Origin of the sequence: Azoarcus sp. CIB, from assembly GCF_001190925.1 — a bacterium.
In the GTDB taxonomy this organism is placed as follows: Bacteria; Pseudomonadota; Gammaproteobacteria; order Burkholderiales; family Rhodocyclaceae; genus Aromatoleum.
In genome coordinates, this window is the sequence record NZ_CP011072.1 from 787,426 (window position 1) to 801,682 (window position 14,257).

The 14,257-nt window shown below is 64.9% G+C and carries 16 protein-coding genes; 5 read left to right on the forward strand and 11 right to left on the reverse strand.

Features of this window, described 5'->3' with window-relative positions; all coding sequences use genetic code 11:
- Positions 1-34: 34 nt before the first annotated feature.
- Positions 35-571 (reverse strand): DUF924 family protein, encoded by a 537-nt coding sequence (locus AzCIB_RS03470; RefSeq protein WP_050414610.1) that lies wholly within the window; start codon positions 569-571, stop codon positions 35-37.
- Positions 572-643: 72 nt separating this feature from the next.
- Entirely contained in the window at positions 644-1,033 is a 390-nt protein-coding gene (locus AzCIB_RS24395) for a hypothetical protein (protein WP_198149609.1), read from the reverse strand.
- A 186-nt stretch (positions 1,034-1,219) separates the two neighbouring features.
- Between AzCIB_RS24395 and AzCIB_RS03480 the strand changes: the two genes are divergently transcribed.
- Positions 1,220-1,999, forward strand: a complete 780-nt coding sequence (locus AzCIB_RS03480; RefSeq protein WP_050414612.1) for a hypothetical protein — start codon at positions 1,220-1,222, stop codon at positions 1,997-1,999.
- A 269-nt stretch (positions 2,000-2,268) separates the two neighbouring features.
- Here AzCIB_RS03480 and AzCIB_RS03485 read toward each other — a convergent pair whose 3' ends face one another.
- From AzCIB_RS03485 to nifH, 4 genes are all read right to left on the reverse strand, one after another.
- On the reverse strand, positions 2,269-2,616 hold the full coding sequence (locus AzCIB_RS03485; protein ID WP_050414613.1) for a 2Fe-2S iron-sulfur cluster-binding protein: 348 nt from the start codon (positions 2,614-2,616) through the stop codon (positions 2,269-2,271).
- An 11-nt stretch (positions 2,617-2,627) separates the two neighbouring features.
- On the reverse strand, positions 2,628-4,157 hold the full coding sequence (gene nifK / locus AzCIB_RS03490; RefSeq protein ID WP_050414614.1) for a nitrogenase molybdenum-iron protein subunit beta: 1,530 nt from the start codon (positions 4,155-4,157) through the stop codon (positions 2,628-2,630).
- A gap of 11 nt (positions 4,158-4,168) precedes the next feature.
- Positions 4,169-5,614 (reverse strand): nitrogenase molybdenum-iron protein alpha chain, encoded by a 1,446-nt coding sequence (nifD, locus tag AzCIB_RS03495; RefSeq protein ID WP_050418192.1) that lies wholly within the window; start codon positions 5,612-5,614, stop codon positions 4,169-4,171.
- Between the two features lie 105 nt (positions 5,615-5,719).
- Positions 5,720-6,589 carry a nitrogenase iron protein gene (gene nifH / locus AzCIB_RS03500; protein ID WP_050414615.1) on the reverse strand — a complete coding sequence of 290 codons (870 nt, stop codon included), beginning with the start codon at positions 6,587-6,589 and terminating at the stop codon, positions 5,720-5,722.
- A 338-nt stretch (positions 6,590-6,927) separates the two neighbouring features.
- Here nifH and AzCIB_RS03505 point away from each other — a divergent pair, with 338 nt between their 5' ends.
- Genes AzCIB_RS03505 through draG form a run of 3 tightly spaced genes read left to right on the forward strand, consistent with a single transcriptional unit; the run spans position 6,928 to position 8,865 of the window.
- The gene (locus AzCIB_RS03505; RefSeq protein WP_050414616.1) at positions 6,928-7,134 is read left to right on the forward strand and encodes an FmdB family zinc ribbon protein; all 207 of its coding nucleotides are present in this window, start codon (positions 6,928-6,930) and stop codon (positions 7,132-7,134) included.
- The gene (locus AzCIB_RS03510) at positions 7,109-7,966 is read left to right on the forward strand and encodes an NAD(+)--dinitrogen-reductase ADP-D-ribosyltransferase (RefSeq protein WP_232299345.1); all 858 of its coding nucleotides are present in this window, start codon (positions 7,109-7,111) and stop codon (positions 7,964-7,966) included. The genes AzCIB_RS03505 and AzCIB_RS03510 overlap by 26 nt, the downstream gene beginning before the upstream one ends.
- Positions 7,963-8,865, forward strand: a complete 903-nt coding sequence (draG, locus tag AzCIB_RS03515) for an ADP-ribosyl-[dinitrogen reductase] hydrolase (protein WP_050414617.1) — start codon at positions 7,963-7,965, stop codon at positions 8,863-8,865. Before AzCIB_RS03510 ends, draG begins: the two co-directional genes overlap by 4 nt.
- Before the next feature lie 3 nt (positions 8,866-8,868).
- On the opposite strand, the gene nifT is transcribed toward draG, so the two are convergent.
- The 4 genes from nifT to nifB are packed head-to-tail and all read right to left on the reverse strand — an operon-like array spanning position 8,869 to position 11,326.
- A complete protein-coding gene (gene nifT / locus AzCIB_RS03520) occupies positions 8,869-9,081 on the reverse strand; it encodes a putative nitrogen fixation protein NifT (RefSeq protein ID WP_050414618.1) in 213 nt (70 codons plus the stop codon).
- Complete coding sequence (locus AzCIB_RS03525) at positions 9,078-9,410, reverse strand: nitrogen fixation protein NifZ (protein ID WP_050414619.1); 333 nt, start codon at positions 9,408-9,410, stop codon at positions 9,078-9,080. The genes nifT and AzCIB_RS03525 overlap by 4 nt, the downstream gene beginning before the upstream one ends.
- 8 nt (positions 9,411-9,418) lie before the next feature.
- The gene (locus AzCIB_RS03530; protein ID WP_050414620.1) at positions 9,419-9,811 is read right to left on the reverse strand and encodes a HesB/IscA family protein; all 393 of its coding nucleotides are present in this window, start codon (positions 9,809-9,811) and stop codon (positions 9,419-9,421) included.
- A gap of 12 nt (positions 9,812-9,823) precedes the next feature.
- Positions 9,824-11,326, reverse strand: a complete 1,503-nt coding sequence (gene nifB / locus AzCIB_RS03535; protein ID WP_050414621.1) for a nitrogenase cofactor biosynthesis protein NifB — start codon at positions 11,324-11,326, stop codon at positions 9,824-9,826.
- A gap of 386 nt (positions 11,327-11,712) precedes the next feature.
- Between nifB and AzCIB_RS03540 the strand changes: the two genes are divergently transcribed.
- Positions 11,713-12,282, forward strand: a complete 570-nt coding sequence (locus tag AzCIB_RS03540) for a hypothetical protein (RefSeq protein WP_050414622.1) — start codon at positions 11,713-11,715, stop codon at positions 12,280-12,282.
- Between the two features lie 259 nt (positions 12,283-12,541).
- Here the strand turns inward: AzCIB_RS03540 and nifA are convergent, their stop codons facing one another.
- Positions 12,542-14,182 (reverse strand): nif-specific transcriptional activator NifA, encoded by a 1,641-nt coding sequence (gene nifA / locus AzCIB_RS03545; RefSeq protein WP_050414623.1) that lies wholly within the window; start codon positions 14,180-14,182, stop codon positions 12,542-12,544.
- Positions 14,183-14,257: the final 75 nt, after the last annotated feature.

The window sequence follows — 14,257 nt, forward strand, 5'->3', positions numbered from 1 at the left end:
GCCCGCCCTGTGCGGCGGGCCGAACCGGCCGCGTTCAGAAGCGCGAGCCCGGCTGCTTCAGAAATTCGACCTCGTCCGGGGTCGACTCCCTTCCCAGAATGGCATTGCGATGCGGATAGCGCCCAAAGCGCTCGATGATCGTCTTGTGCTTCAGCTCGTAGTCCAGGTTGCCCGGGATGCCGTTGCGCTCGAAGAGCTGCACCGCGATCTTGTGGATCGCCAGCGACTCGCTGTGCATGAAGGGCATGTACAGGAAGCTGCGCTCGTTGGGCCGCAGCGCCTGCTCCGCCCCCGTCGCGATCGCCTCCTGCGCCAGCACCAGCGCCATCCCGTCGCACGCGAACGCCGCCGCCAAGTCGCGGAACATGTTGCGCGAGAACTGATCCAGCACGATTACCTCCGCCAGCCGTCCGGCCGGCGTGCTCCGCCACTCGAACAACTCGCCGCGCGCGGCCTGGGCGTGCACGTCGCCGAAGCGTTCGGCGATCATGCGGTCGAAGGCGGCGTCCTTCTTCCACCATTGGGCGGGTGAGAGCTCGTCGAACCAGAATTCCAGAATTTCTCGGTGCATGGCGTTCATCTCCGGGTTCGGCAAAATTGACGTTCCAGTCTGGTCGGCCCATGCTATGAGAATAGGTAAAACTTAAAGGCGACCCCCATGCAGGCCGAACGACGTCGCGTACGTGTTTTCAGGGGCAGGAATCAAGCCATCAGGGTTCCTCACGAATTCGAACTCGATGCCGACGAAGCGATTATCCATCGCGAAGGTGGCAGGCTGATCATAGAGCCGGTGCGCAGAAACCGCCTGCTTGCCGTGCTTTCCGGGTTGGAGGCTCTCCCACGGGAATTCCCCGATGTCGATTCCGGCTTGCCGCCGCTCGACGACGTTTCGTTTTGAGGAAGGCTGCGCAACCTGGCGTGCCGCGTTACCTGCTCGATACCAATGTCGTCTCCGACCTTGTGCGCAATCGCCAGGGAGAGTTTGCGGCCCGGCATGCCCGTCGGCCCGAATGATCTGCAGATCGCGGCGCATGCACGTGCGCTGGGCCTTACAGTCGTCGCCGCCAATCTGAAGTAGTTCCGCCGGGTGCCGGGACGGGCCGTGGAAAATTGGCTGGATCGCAGCGAGTAGGGCGGTTGTATGGTTACGTGGGCAAGAAACGAGATCTGACCCCAGAGACAGAGAGCTGCGTCAATATCAAAGCCCGGATAGTTTGCGATGAAAGACCTTCTTAATCTCATGTTCCTCGTGTGGCTTGCACTCATCATGGGCGGGTGCGGAGGATCCGCAACGCTTCCAAATCCAGTGAAAAGCAAGGATGGGCTGGCATATATCCCCATCGACGAAACGGCATTTCTCATCCCCGAAAAGACCTGGCTTAAGAGCTACGCTAGAAATTTGACAGATGGGTCTGTGGACAGCGTGACCTTACATGCGACGGTGCCTGATGTGCAGCCGTGGAGCCCGGAGCGCCATGACGAGATGTACTGGCCGGCGGGGCCGGGTAGTAAGCTATTGATTTATCTGTGGGGCGATCGCCGCTATCAGATCAGTCATTTTTCGAACGCTCCAAAGAGTATGGCGCCTCAATTTGATGTCATTGAGGAAGACTCAGATCAAAAGCGTCAGGGGCTTCGGCGGTTTAGGCAAATATCCAAATTTAATCCCACGCCAGACGAGCTTGAACGGCTAACGCGAAGTCTGGGCAATGAAGCTATCGAAAAGCTGCGCGCTAAGAATGGGACGCCGATGACCGATGCGGTGTATTACGAACTCATTGTCGACGAAAAAGTTAAGTACTACATCAGCTGTACTGACAGAAAGGAAGCGCCATTTCCAGGCTGTAAATTGTGGTTTTCCTGGGGGGCGACAATCTTGGTCGAGGTTCAATTCTCGCGTACCGACCTAATTAATGCGGTCCGTATGGCTGAGCTTCTGGCAAAGCAGCTGCATTCCTTTGAAGCAGCAGGCCTTGAGCGCGGGGCAATTGGTCGATAAAGGTGTTTTTTTGCCAAGGACGTACGTATAGCAAGGCCGTTTATTTCAAAAGCGAATCTGCGGTTTTGAATGACGATTCCCCTAAATAGTGGGCGTCATATGGTTGAAGGCTTGAGTGGCTGTATCGGGTTGATGGCCGCGGTTCCTTGTTTCCGCGATACCCCACCGCCCAGCGTCGACAAAGAAGATAACGGCCCGCCTTGCGGGCGGGCCGAGCAACATCCGGCGCGGAGAGAAATCGCCGGATGCCGTGAGCAAAATCCATCCGCTCAGAACTTCACAACAATATCCTCATCAAGCAGCAGGTACTGGCACGCGAGCCGGTAACGCGGCGCCAGATCCAGCAGTTCCAACTCCTCGAACTCCTGCCGCGCGAGCTTGCCGGACGTTAGCAGCGTGAGCTTTTCCTTCTCGGTGAGGTGCACCGCCATCGGCGGTTTGTTGCCGATGTGGATCACCTCGACCGTGCAGGAACCGCATTCGCCTTTCTGACACTCGCAGTCGATCGCGACGCCGTGCTCCCGGGCGACGCCGAGGATGCTCTTGCGGTCGCCCGCAGGGGCATAGACGGTGAGGTCGCGGCGCATCTTCGGCGAACTGAAGGTAACGGTGGGCATGCCGGATCTCCTCAGCGGACCAGGTCGAAGCTGGCCGAGTCGGAGGTCTTCGCGTCCAGCGTGTCGAAGATCTTGTCGAGGATCTTCACGAGAACGTTCAGGCCGCCCTGGTAGCCCCAGATCGGGAAGCGGTGGTGGTGGTGGCGGTCGAAGATCGGGAAGCCGATGCGGATCAGCGGCGTGCCGATGTCGCGCTCGAGGTACTTGCCGTGCGAGCTGCCGATCAGGAAATCGACCGGCTCGGTGGCGAGCAGCGAGCGCAGGTGCCACAGGTCCTTGCCCGGCCAGGCCTTGGCGTCCTTGCCGAAGGGGCTGGCGGCGAGCAGCGCGTTGATCTTCGCCGTCCATTCCTTCGTCGCGTTGCTGCAAAGGATGTGCACCGGCTCGGCGCCGAGTTCCAGCAGGAAGGCGGTCAGGCCCAGCAGCATGTCGGGGTCGCCGAACAGCGCGAAGCGCTTGCCGTGCAGGTGGGCCTGCGAGTCGGCGATCGCATCGACGAGGCGGCCGCGTTCGAGCTCCAGCGAGGCCGGGATCGGCTGGCCGGTGAGCTCGGACACCGCCATCAGGAAGGCGTCGGTGCCGGTGACGCCGACCGGGCAGTTGAGCGACACCGTCTTCTGGCCCGCTTTCGCGACGTAGTCGGCCGATTTCGCCGCCGAGATGCCCTGCATGAAGACCGTGCCCTTGGCGTGCAGCGCGGCTTCCATCTGGTCGGCGGTGGTGCCGCCCGCGTACATGCGGAATTCGCCGTCGGCCGGGGTATCGAAGACCTCGGACGGGTCGGAGATGATGGTCGCCTCGACGCCCATCTCCTTCATCATCCGCTTCAGCTCGCGGTTGTTGGCGACACAGTAGCCGTCGAAGCCGCCGTTGAGGTTGATCGCGGGCGCCGCGGTTTCGCTGCGCGTCTTGCCGTCCCAGAAGCTCGTGAGAAAGCCCTTGAGCATGTTGTCGTAGCCGGTGACGTGGCTGCCGACGAAGGACGGCGTGTGCGCGAACGGTACGCGGAAGTCCTCGGGGACCGAACCCTTCTGTTTCGCCGTCTTGATGAAGGCGTCGAGGTCGTCGCCGATGACTTCGGCCATGCAGGTGGTCGACACCGCGATCATCTTCGGCTTGTACAGCGCATGCGCGTTCGCCAGCCCGTCGACCATGTTGTTGAGGCCGCCGAACACCGCCGCGTCCTCGGTCATCGAGTCGGACACGGCCGAACACGGTTCCTTGAAGTGGCGGTTGAAGTGCGAGCGGAAGTAGGCCACGCAGCCCTGCGAGCCATGCACGTAGGGCAGGGTGCCTTCGAAGCCGGACGCGCACAGCACCGCGCCGAGCGGCTGGCACGCCTTCGCGGGGTTGATGACGAGGGCTTCGCGCTTGAAGTTGATCTCGCGGTATTCCATCGTCTTGGTCCAGTCGGCGATCTCCTGGACCTTGGCCGCGCCGCAGCCGCCTTCGAAGCCCTTCTTGCGCTCGAAGATCTCCTGGTATTCCGGTTCCTTGAACAGCTCGGCGTGGTCGAGGACCTTTTCAGCTGATTGAGGCATGGTCGTGCTCCTTATTTCTTCCAGGGGGCCTTGGTCATGCCCCATACCGGCGAGTTGATCGCCATGTCCATGTCACGGGCGAAGATCGCGAAGCCGTCGAAGCCGTGATACGGGCCGGAGTAGTCCCAGCTGTGCATCTGGCGGAAGGGGATGCCCATCTTCTGGAAGATGTACTTTTCCTTGACGCCCGAGGCCATCAGGTCGGGGCGGATCTTCTCGGCGAACTTCTCCAGTTCGAAGCTGGAGACGTCGTCGTAGATCAGCGTGCCGTCCTTAACATAGTGGGTGGTGCGCTGGTAGTCGTCGCCGTGGCCGAACTCGTAGCCGGTGCCGACCACTTCCATGCCGAGGTCCTCGTACGCGCCGACAACGTGGCGCGGGCGCAGGCCGCCGACGTAGAGCATGACCTTCTTGCCCGCGAGGCGCGGCTTGTACTTGTCGATGACCGCCTGCGACAGTGCCGTGTACTTGGCGATGACCTGCTCGGCCTTTTCCTTGATCGTGTCGTCGAAGAAGGCGGCAATGCCGCGCAGCGATTCGGCGATCTTGGTCGGGCCGAAGAGGTTGTACTCGAACCAGGGCACGCCGTATTTCTCTTCGACGTGGCGGGCGATGTAGTTCATCGAGCGGTAGCAGTGCAGCAGCAGCAGCTTCGCGCGCGGCATCATCTCGATTTCCTTGAGCGTCGCGTCGCCGGTGCCCTGGCCGATCACGCGCAGGCCCATCTCCTCGAGCAGGATGCGCGAACTCCACGCGTCGCCGCCGATGTTGTAGTCGGCCATCAGCACGACGTCGTAGGGCGTCGATTCGAAGGGCTTCTCGTAGTCCGCCTTGTCGAACACCCAGTCGCGGATCGCGTCGTTGGCGATGTGGTGGCCGAGCGACTGCGACACGCCGCGGAAGCCTTCGCAGCGCACCGGCACCATCGGCAGGTTCACTTCCTTGGACTTCTTCTTCGACACCGCCTCGATGTCATCGCCGATCAGGCCGATCGGGCACTCGGACTGCACCGAGATGCCCTTCGCCAGCGGGAAGACCTGCGTGATCTCGTCGACCAGCTTGTCGAGCTTCTTGTCGCCGCCGAAGACGATGTCCTTCTCCTGGAAGTCGGACGTGATCTGCATCGCACCGAAGGCGTCGACCCCGGTCGTGCCGTTGTAGTAGTTGCGCCGGGTGGCCCACGAGTACTGGCCGCAGCCGACCGGACCGTGGCTCACATGCACCATGTCCTTGATCGGGCCCCACACCACGCCCTTCGAGCCGGCGTAGGCACAGCCGCGGATCGTCATCACGCCCGGCAGGGACTTGATGTTGGACTTCACGCCGCAGTCGGGCTTGCCTTCCTCATACACGTTGAGGTGCTTGGCGCGCTTCTTCGCGGCCTTCTCGGGGTAGACCTCGAGCACCTCGTTGATCAACGCCTTGTTGCGCGTCTTGTCGTCCAGAACTGCACTCATGATCATGCCTCCTGATGGGCCGTCCCGAAGGAGGCATCGCCCCCGCGGGGGGCAGCGAACGCAGTGAGCGTGGGGGTCATTTCAACTCTCCTGTGTGCGTGGAAGTCAGGCGGCCTTGGCCTTGCCGACGATCGACTCGTCTTCCTTCTGCATGATGCCGAACTCGAGCAGCAGGTCTTCCAGCTCGTCCATGGTGATCGGCGTCGGGATCGTGCCGTTGCCCTTGTTGGCGTGGATCTTCTGCGCCAGGGTGCGGTACTCGGCGGCCTGCTTGGAGCCGGGGTCGTACTCGAGCACGGTCATGCGGCGCAGTTCGGCGTGCTGCACGACGTTGTCACGCGGCACGAAGTGGATCAGCGAGGTGCCGAGCTTCTTCGCCAGCGCGTCCGCCAGTTCGTATTCCTTGTCGGTCTGGCGTTCGTTGCAGATCAGGCCGCCCAGGCGCACGCCGCCGGCGTTGGCGTACTTCAGGATGCCCTTCGAGATGTTGTTGGCGGCGTACATCGCCATCATTTCGCCGGACATCACGATGTAGATTTCCTGCGCCTTGTTCTCGCGGATCGGCATCGCGAAGCCGCCGCACACGACGTCGCCGAGCACGTCGTAGGAGACGTAATCCACGCCGTCATAGGCGCCGTTCTCTTCGAGGAAGTTGATCGCGGTGATCACTCCACGACCGGCGCAGCCGACGCCGGGCTCCGGGCCACCCGACTCCACGCAGCGGATGTCGCGGTAACCGACCCGCAGCACGTCCTCGAGCTCGAGGTCCTCCACCGAGCCGGCATCGGCGGCGAGGGACAGCACCGTGTCCTGCGCCTTGGCGTGCAGGATCAGGCGGGTCGAGTCGGCTTTCGGGTCGCAGCCGACGATCAGGATCTTCTGGCCCATCTCGGCCAGCGCGGCGAGGGTGTTCTGCGACGTGGTCGATTTGCCGATGCCACCCTTTCCGTAGAACGCGATTTGACGAAGGGACATTTCATTTCTCCTCAAGAAAAGTGAGTCCTGCTTTCACACCCGGCGAACCGGCACAGTTCCCCTATGGCAAGGGCTGTGCCAATCGCGCCAAAAAGTCACGAAAGCCAGTCGCAGCAAGGGATTTTGGCGGGGAGGGGAGGGCCGCAGGAGCGGCGCCGGACCTGTCGGCAACGCGACAAGGGCGCGGCGAGTGTCGGACATCGGCATGTCGCGAGAGGAGGCGAATGTCGCGTTTGTGCGTCGGCGCAAGGGGATATGCGCGCCAATTGGCGACCGTTGCAGGCGGCATCCTTCTTGCTGCTCGATGGCCGACCCGACCCAACCATTCCGGAGGCCCAATGCCGATCTTCGACTACCGCTGTCCCGCCTGCGCCAAGACCTTCGAGCTGCTCGTGCGCGCCAGCCAGACGCCACACTGTCCGCACTGTGGCGGCACTGCGCTGGAAAAACAGGTGTCCGCGCCCGCCGCGCCGCCCCAGTCCGGCGAGCTGGTGAAGCAGGCGCGCGCGCAGGCGAGGCGTGAAGGCCATTTCAGCAACTACTGAGGCCCGCGCCGCCGCCGCATACGGCCATTCGACCAATCTCGTCGGCATCCCGACCGGGCTCGTCGCGAGCGTCGCGTTCAACGAGCATCCGCTGCCGCTGCACATCCACGGCGTGCGCGAGACCAACCGCGCGCTGTTCGCGATGCTGGGCGACGCGACGTGCGCCGACGAGGCCGTGCTCGCCTTCCAGATCTACATGCACACCGTGTTCGAACTGAACCTGCCGGGCGAGCGCGATGCGGCCGGGCGCAAGCGCTACCGCGCGAGCTACCTGCGCCTGTTGCGCGGCTGGGGCTTCGACGCCAACGGCAGTGAAGGCGCGGTGCTCAAGGGGTGGGCCGAGTCGCGCTTCGGCCTGCATCCGACTTTCCACAAGCGGCCGCTCGGGCGCTACCCGTCCGAGGCGTGGATGCAGTACGTCGAGGAGAAGATGAACGCGCGCTTCCACAACAACTGCATCCATGCGCAGCTCGATCTGCTGTACGAGTATGCGCAGCATGTGTTCCGCCGCTGGCTATACCCCGGTCGGCGCCACCTCACGCTGTACCGCGGCGTGAATGACTTCGCCGAGCATCAGGTCGTCGCCTGGCTGCCGCGCGCCGACGGCAGACCCGGGCGCGCACGCGAGGCCATCGCGCGGCAGAACAACCTTGTCTCGTTCACGACACGGCGCGACATTGCCGACCAGTTCGGCGACACCATCCTCGAAGTCGAGGTGCCACTATGCAAGGTCGTGTACTGCAACGAGCTGATGCCGGGACCGCTGCTGCGCGGCGAGGGGGAAATGCTGGTGCTCGGCGGCGACTATCGTGTCAGGATGGCGACCCTATGACGAACGCGACAGAACCGACCCTGCGCGAACGCGCCCTGGGCGCCTACCTGGGCCTTGCCGTCGGCGACGCGCTGGGCGCCACGGTCGAGTTCCTGACGCCCTCGGAGATTCGCCACCAGTACGGCGAGCTGCGCGACATCGTCGGCGGCGGCTGGCTGAGGTTGAAAGCCGGGCAGGTCACGGACGACACGCAGATGTCGCTCGCACTCGGCGCCGCGATCATCGAGTCGGGCGGGTGGGACCTGAAGAACATCGCCGAACACTGGCTCGCGTGGCTGAAATCCAAGCCCATCGACGTCGGCAACACCTGCCGCCGCGGTCTCGTGCGCTTTGGGCGCGACGGCTCGCTCGAATCGCCCTTCTCGGACGGGGACGCCGGCAACGGCGCGCTGATGCGCGTGCTGCCCGCGATCCTGTTCGCCTACCGCGACATGGCGCTCCTCGAACGCTGCGCGCTCGAGCAGGCGCACGTCACGCACAACCACCCGCTGTCCGACGCCGCGACGCTGTGCCTTGCACGCATGCTCGCCGATCTCCTGCATGGCGGCCACTGGCGCGACAATCTCGCCAAGCTGCGCGCGCATGCCAAGGCGCTGGTCGACGCGCACCGCCAGTTCCGCTTCGACCCCTACCCGAAGCGCGCAACCGGCTACGTCGTCGACACCGCACAGACGGTGCTGTACGCGTTCTTTTCTACCGACGACTTCGAGTCCTGCCTGATCCGCACCGTGAACTGCGGCGGCGACGCCGACACTACCGGCGCGATCGCCGGCATGCTGGCGGGGGCGCACTACGGCGTCGACGCCATTCCGGTCCGCTGGCTGAAGCGCCTGGATCGCGACGTGAGTGAGGCGATCGTGCGGCAGGTCGACGGCCTGCTCGCGCTCGGGAGTGCCTGAAGCTCAGCCTTCGCCCAGCCTGCGCGCCTCCACCGTGACCGGCAGGCGCGTGTCCGCCGCCATCGCCGGCATCTCCAGCGTCCAGCCGTTGTCGAGCTCCACCTTGCCGCCCCAGATCGCCGGGTGTTCGGCGCTCACGACGCGCGCCTCGAGATCCTTCTTCGCCACGTAGATCGAATAGTGGCCGGCCGTTTCCTTGCGCACGGTGACTTTCATCGCATCGTTTCCTCTTCTTCGAAATGGTGTGCGTCGTCCTCGTCGCAGACCTCGGGCGAGGGCGCATCCAGCGAGCGCAGTTCGCGCCCCTTCATGCCCACCACGTAGCCCAGGTCGACGAAGTCGATGCCGTAGATGTAGAACTGCTGCAGGAAGGTGCCGATGCTCTTCACGTAGCCGACATCCCCTTTCTTCACCAGCACGTCGCCGATCTCGCGGCCGTGGAAGGTGCCGTCGTTCCTGACGTTCTTCCGCGAGATGACCTTCTCGCCGTAGTCGAAGGCCGGCTGTCCGTCGAGTTCGACGATGTCCGAATCGCGCGCGAACATGATTCCTCCTATCCCTTGGCGCAGCTGCTGCCGGGCTTGAAGAACTTCACCGCGACCGCGGCGCCGGGTGCCTGCGCACCATTCCCCGAGCCGCAGCCGCAGGCCTCCGCCGCGCCTTCCTTGTGGTAGCTCAGTCGGCTGTCGACGCTGTTCTCGGTGAAATCCACCGTGTAGCCGCGCAGCAGCGCGCAACTGTCCCCGGTCAGGAACAAGCGCACGCCGAGCTGCTCGATCACCGCGTCGCCGGCGGCGGGGGCGGGCTCGACCGTGAAGCTCGAATCGAAGCCCGAGCAGCCGCCGGGCTTCACGGACAGCCGGAAGCCACTGTCGGCGCTGCCGCCGCCGAAGCGCACGATGCGCGTCATGAAATCGGCGGCGGCGGGGGTCAGGGTCACGCACATGTTCGTTCCTCCTCAGGCTGCGATGGTGGCCGCGCCCGCGACCGACTTTGCGAACCAGTCGATCAGCGAGGCCTCGATGTATTCGTGCGCGTAGTCCTCGATCGCGGCGATGCCCCCTGCCGCGAGGTCCTTGCGCGGACAGTGGCCGATCTTCGCGACGAACACCGCGCCGCAGCCCGCGAGCGCCTCGACGATCCCCGGCAGCGCCTCGTCATCGTCGTAACCGCCCTGGCAGTACAGCGACACCTTGCGATGGCCGACGAACTTCGCGCCAGCGGCCGACACCTCGTACACCTGGAATTCCTCGGCGTGGCCGAAGTGCTGGTTGATCCGCCCCGAGCCCTTGGTCGCGACCGCCACCAGCCGGGTCTCGGCGGTCGTTCCGAGCCGGGACCGGGCCGCATCCGCCGCCTCGCTCTGATCGGCGCGCTCGCGCTCGACGAAGCTGCGATAGGCCGCGCGCGATTCGGCGACTTCCGCCGCATCGACCCCGGCCGCGATCGCATCGACGTTGTGCGACGTGAACTCGGCGCCGCGATCCTCGCCCAGCATCCCCACCGCGTCGGCGCGGCACTGGCGACAGTGGCGCATCAACTGCATCTCGCCCTCGCACGCATCCTGCAGCGCCTTCAGCTCCGCCGGCGTGGGCCCGCGCTGTCCCGTCAGGCCGAAATGCGTGCCGTGCGCCGGGTCCGAGATCAGCGGCATGATGTTGTGCAGGAAGGCCCCGCGCGACTTCACCGCCTCGTTCACCTCGGCGAGATGGCGGTCGTTGATCCCCGGAATCATCACCGAGTTCACCTTCACCAGCACGTCGGCGGCGACCAGCATCTCCAGCCCCAGCATCTGCCGCTCATGCAGGATGCGCGCCGCCTCCAGCCCGCGCCGGCGCTTGTGGTCGAAGAAAATCCACGGATAGATCTGCGCGCCGATTGCCGGGTCGATCATGTTGATCGTGATCGTCACGTGGTCCACCCCCAGCGCCTTGATGCGCTCGACGTGATCGGGCAGGGCCAGCCCGTTGGTCGACAGGCACAGCCGGATGTCGGGCGCCGCCTCCCTGATCAGCTCGAAGGTGCGGAAGGTCTTCTCGGGGATCGCCAGCGCATCGCCCGGGCCCGCCACCCCCACCACCGACAGCTGCGGAATCTGCGCCGCCACCGCGAGCACCTTCTTCGCCGCCAGTTCTGGCGTCAGCTTCTCCGACACCACGCCCGGCCGGCTCTCGTTCGCACAGTCGTACTTGCGATTGCAGTAGTTGCACTGGATGTTGCAGCCCGGCGCCACCGCCACGTGCATGCGCGCGAAGTGGTGATGCGCCTCCGCGCTGTAACAGGGATGGTCGTGGACGCGGTCGCGCACATGCTGCGGCAGTCCGGCGGAACTGCCCGACCCGCAACCGCCCTTCGTCGCGGTGCCGCAGCCGCCCGCGCGCGGCGCGGCCGTTCCCGCCACGGCGAGCGGAATGATCTTGCGGGCAGGGGCTTCGGGCACAACGAGGCCTTGCGTTGACATGGGGAACTCCCTTCGCAGTGATCCATCAGGCCGCAACGTCGCGAAAGCACGCCGCGCAGCGTCTGCGGGGATAACTGCAATGCCTGTGCCAGTGCCGCGCGATCGGTGCAATGCATTGAAAGAAAAGAACTATCTGCGCGGTGTCGCCCCCGCGCTGCGATGTCGCATGTGCGACAGCAATGTCGCGTCGATGTCCGGAATGTCGTCCCTGCGCCGTCGTTGCCACCGCCCGCGCGCCGCAGTCGCCGGAAGTCGCCTGCGCGCGGAAAGGCCTGCAAATACAATGTGTTGTGCGCTGACCCTGCGTGCGTCCAGTGCCGTGGCGCAGTTCTTGCGGAACGGTGAACGAACCGCCTTACCCACTGTCACTGCACGAGAGATCCCACATGACCACGCCGACCCTGTTCAGCGCCCTCGACGGCAAGCTCCTGTCCCCGACCTTCTCCGGCCCTACCGGCAAGACCGCCCGCTATGGCTTCCGCGGCGAGCTCGGCCTCAAATTCCCGCCCTCGATCGCCGGCGAAAAACGTCCGCCCGAAATCAAGGCCGACCAGGTCATCCTCGCCGTCGAAGGCGAAGCCGTGAGCTTCCTCGCCCTGCACATCGATTCGCTCGCCCACCTCGACGACGTCCGCGCCACCTTCGGCGCCGCGCTCGTCCCGACGGGCAAGTACTTCATCTTCGCGGGCAACGTCGACATCTCGAAGAAATACCTGCTCGACATCGACGGCGTCAGCTACTACGTCCTGCCGCTGGACGAGGCCACCGTCTACAACGAGCTCCTCGAACTCCTGTACCTGGAAAAGGGCGACCTCAAGAAGATGTCCTCCGAGGCCAAGATCGACGCGATCGTTGATGCCGCGGCGAAGCTCGGCGGCGGCTTCCCGCGTGCCGAGTACGCGCAGGCGCTGGCCGAGATGGGGCCGGTGAAGGTCGCCGACAACCGCCCCGTCTAAGCGACCGACGAGCAATCCACCCACGCAGCCCGAGCGCGGGGGGCTTCCCGCCGGGCTGTCGTGAGCGCCGGATCGGGGCGGCTTGCGGGGGATGAAGGCGACGCATGTCTGAGCCGGCGCAGCCGGCGAGTTTGCGTCGCCGCCCCCGCAAGCCGCCTCGATCCGGGAAGCCGAAGGCCGCGAGCGCCTGCCCGAAGGGGAGTCCCCCGCGCTCGGGCGGGTCGAAGCCACCTCTGCCTCGGAGCCAGTCCCCCGGCCGTCACAACTGCTTCACCTCCACGTTGTACTTGCGTAGCGCATAACCGATCTGCCGCGGCGTGAGCCCCAGCAGGCGCGCCGCTTTGGCCTGCACCCAGCCGCAGCGTTCCATCGCATCGACCAGACGCTCGCGCTCGCTGGTCGGCGCCCTGGCGGCCGCGACCTCGTCGCCCGGATCCGCAGCCGGTGCCGCGGGTGCCGTCCGCGCGGGCGGCGCGCTGCGTACCGGCACCCCGATCACGGGGAAACACGCCCGCGATTGTGCGCTCTCCAGCAGCACCGCCGAGAAGCACTGCCCCTTCTGACAGCGCATATCCACCTCGCGGATCGTGTTCGCGCGCGTCATCGTCGCCGCGCGCTGGATGCAGTTCTCCAGTTCGCGCACATTGCCCGGCCAGTTGCACTGCATCAGGATCTCCAACGCCCCCTGCGTCATCGTCAGCTGGCGGCGGTTCTCGCGGTTGAAGCGGTCAAGGAAGAAATCCACCAGTAGCGGGATGTCGTCCTTCCGCTCGCGCAACGACGGCATGAAGATCGTCACCACATTGAGGCGGAAATACAGGTCGGCGCGGAACTCGTTCCGCTGCACCATCTCCTCCAGGTTGCGGTTCGTCGCCGCCACCAGCCGCACATCGGCGCGCAGCGTCTTGTTGCCGCCGACGCGCTCGAACTCCTGCTCCTGCAGCACGCGCAGCAGCTTCGCCTGGAAGGCCGGCGAAATATCGCCGATCTCGTCGAGGAAGATCGTGCCGCCCTTGGCCAACTCGAAACGCCCCTTGCGCTCCGAGGTCGCGCCGGTGAACGCGCCCTTCTCGTGGCCGAAGAGCTCCGACTCCAGCAGCGTCTCCGGCAGCGCCGCACAGTTCAGCTTCACGAACGGCCCCTTCGCGCGCGGCGACAGGTAATGGATCGCGTGCGCGATCGCCTCCTTGCCGGTGCCCGACTCGCCGCGCAGCAGCACCGTCGCGCCGGACGGTGCTGCCTGATGCACGTCCGCGAACACCTCCTTCATGCGTTTCGAGCGCCCCACCACGTTCTCGATGTCGTAGCTACCCTGCAGCTGCTTCTGCAGGCGGGCGGACTCCTCGATCAGCACCTGCCGGTCCGCCGCCACCGACTGGTGCAGGCGGTAGGTCTGCGCCAGCAGGTTCGCGACCAGCGACAGGATGCGCACGTCGCGCTCGAAGTTAACCGGCTGCTCGGCGTCGGGATGGCGGTCGGCCGAGAGGATGCCGATCACCTCGCGGTCGAGCTTCAGCGGCACGACGACGTAGGACACCCCCGCAAGCTGCTGAGGGTCGCGCCCGGTGCGGTTCGTGAAGTTCGTGTCCGCGGCGATGTCGGGGATCACGATCGGCGAACCGCTGCGGATCACCTTGGAGATCACCCCCGCGCCGGGGTCGAGAACCGGCGCCTCACTCATCGGCCAGGGCACGCCAGCTGCACCAAGAATGTGCAGCTGCTCGTCCGCCTGCACCAGACCGACCAGTGCGTGGCGCATGTGGAGCTGCGTCAGCAGCAGGCGCAGCACGCTCTGCACGCATTGCCTGAAGTCGAGCGATGAGGTCAAAACCTTGCTGATCTCGTAAATTGTCAGCAGATCGATGTCGGATGTGCGTCGATGATTACCGGAATGCGTCATGGCGGAGCCTGTATTTCCATGTTTGTTTCAGGGTCTTCCGCAAGAAGTGCGCCACGTTTGCTGCAGCGCAAAAAC

Excerpts from the sequence above, each read along its gene's own strand:
- nifB (WP_050414621.1), bottom strand. The coding sequence starts at position 11,326 with ATGTCAACGCAAGGCCTCGTTGTGCCCGAAGCCCCTGCCCGCAAGATC.
- AzCIB_RS03505 (WP_050414616.1), top strand. The coding sequence starts at position 6,928 with ATGCCGATCTTCGACTACCGCTGTCCCGCCTGCGCCAAGACCTTCGAG.
- AzCIB_RS24395 (WP_198149609.1), bottom strand. The coding sequence starts at position 1,033 with ATGCGCCGCGATCTGCAGATCATTCGGGCCGACGGGCATGCCGGGCCG.
- AzCIB_RS03485 (WP_050414613.1), bottom strand. The coding sequence starts at position 2,616 with ATGCCCACCGTTACCTTCAGTTCGCCGAAGATGCGCCGCGACCTCACC.
- nifH (WP_050414615.1), bottom strand. The coding sequence starts at position 6,589 with ATGTCCCTTCGTCAAATCGCGTTCTACGGAAAGGGTGGCATCGGCAAA.
- AzCIB_RS03470 (WP_050414610.1), bottom strand. The coding sequence starts at position 571 with ATGCACCGAGAAATTCTGGAATTCTGGTTCGACGAGCTCTCACCCGCC.
- AzCIB_RS03480 (WP_050414612.1), top strand. The coding sequence starts at position 1,220 with ATGAAAGACCTTCTTAATCTCATGTTCCTCGTGTGGCTTGCACTCATC.
- nifD (WP_050418192.1), bottom strand. The coding sequence starts at position 5,614 with ATGAGTGCAGTTCTGGACGACAAGACGCGCAACAAGGCGTTGATCAAC.
- nifK (WP_050414614.1), bottom strand. The coding sequence starts at position 4,157 with ATGCCTCAATCAGCTGAAAAGGTCCTCGACCACGCCGAGCTGTTCAAG.
- nifA (WP_050414623.1), bottom strand. The coding sequence starts at position 14,182 with ATGACGCATTCCGGTAATCATCGACGCACATCCGACATCGATCTGCTG.
- nifT (WP_050414618.1), bottom strand. The coding sequence starts at position 9,081 with ATGAAAGTCACCGTGCGCAAGGAAACGGCCGGCCACTATTCGATCTAC.
- draG (WP_050414617.1), top strand. The coding sequence starts at position 7,963 with ATGACGAACGCGACAGAACCGACCCTGCGCGAACGCGCCCTGGGCGCC.
- AzCIB_RS03540 (WP_050414622.1), top strand. The coding sequence starts at position 11,713 with ATGACCACGCCGACCCTGTTCAGCGCCCTCGACGGCAAGCTCCTGTCC.
- AzCIB_RS03525 (WP_050414619.1), bottom strand. The coding sequence starts at position 9,410 with ATGTTCGCGCGCGATTCGGACATCGTCGAACTCGACGGACAGCCGGCC.
- AzCIB_RS03530 (WP_050414620.1), bottom strand. The coding sequence starts at position 9,811 with ATGTGCGTGACCCTGACCCCCGCCGCCGCCGATTTCATGACGCGCATC.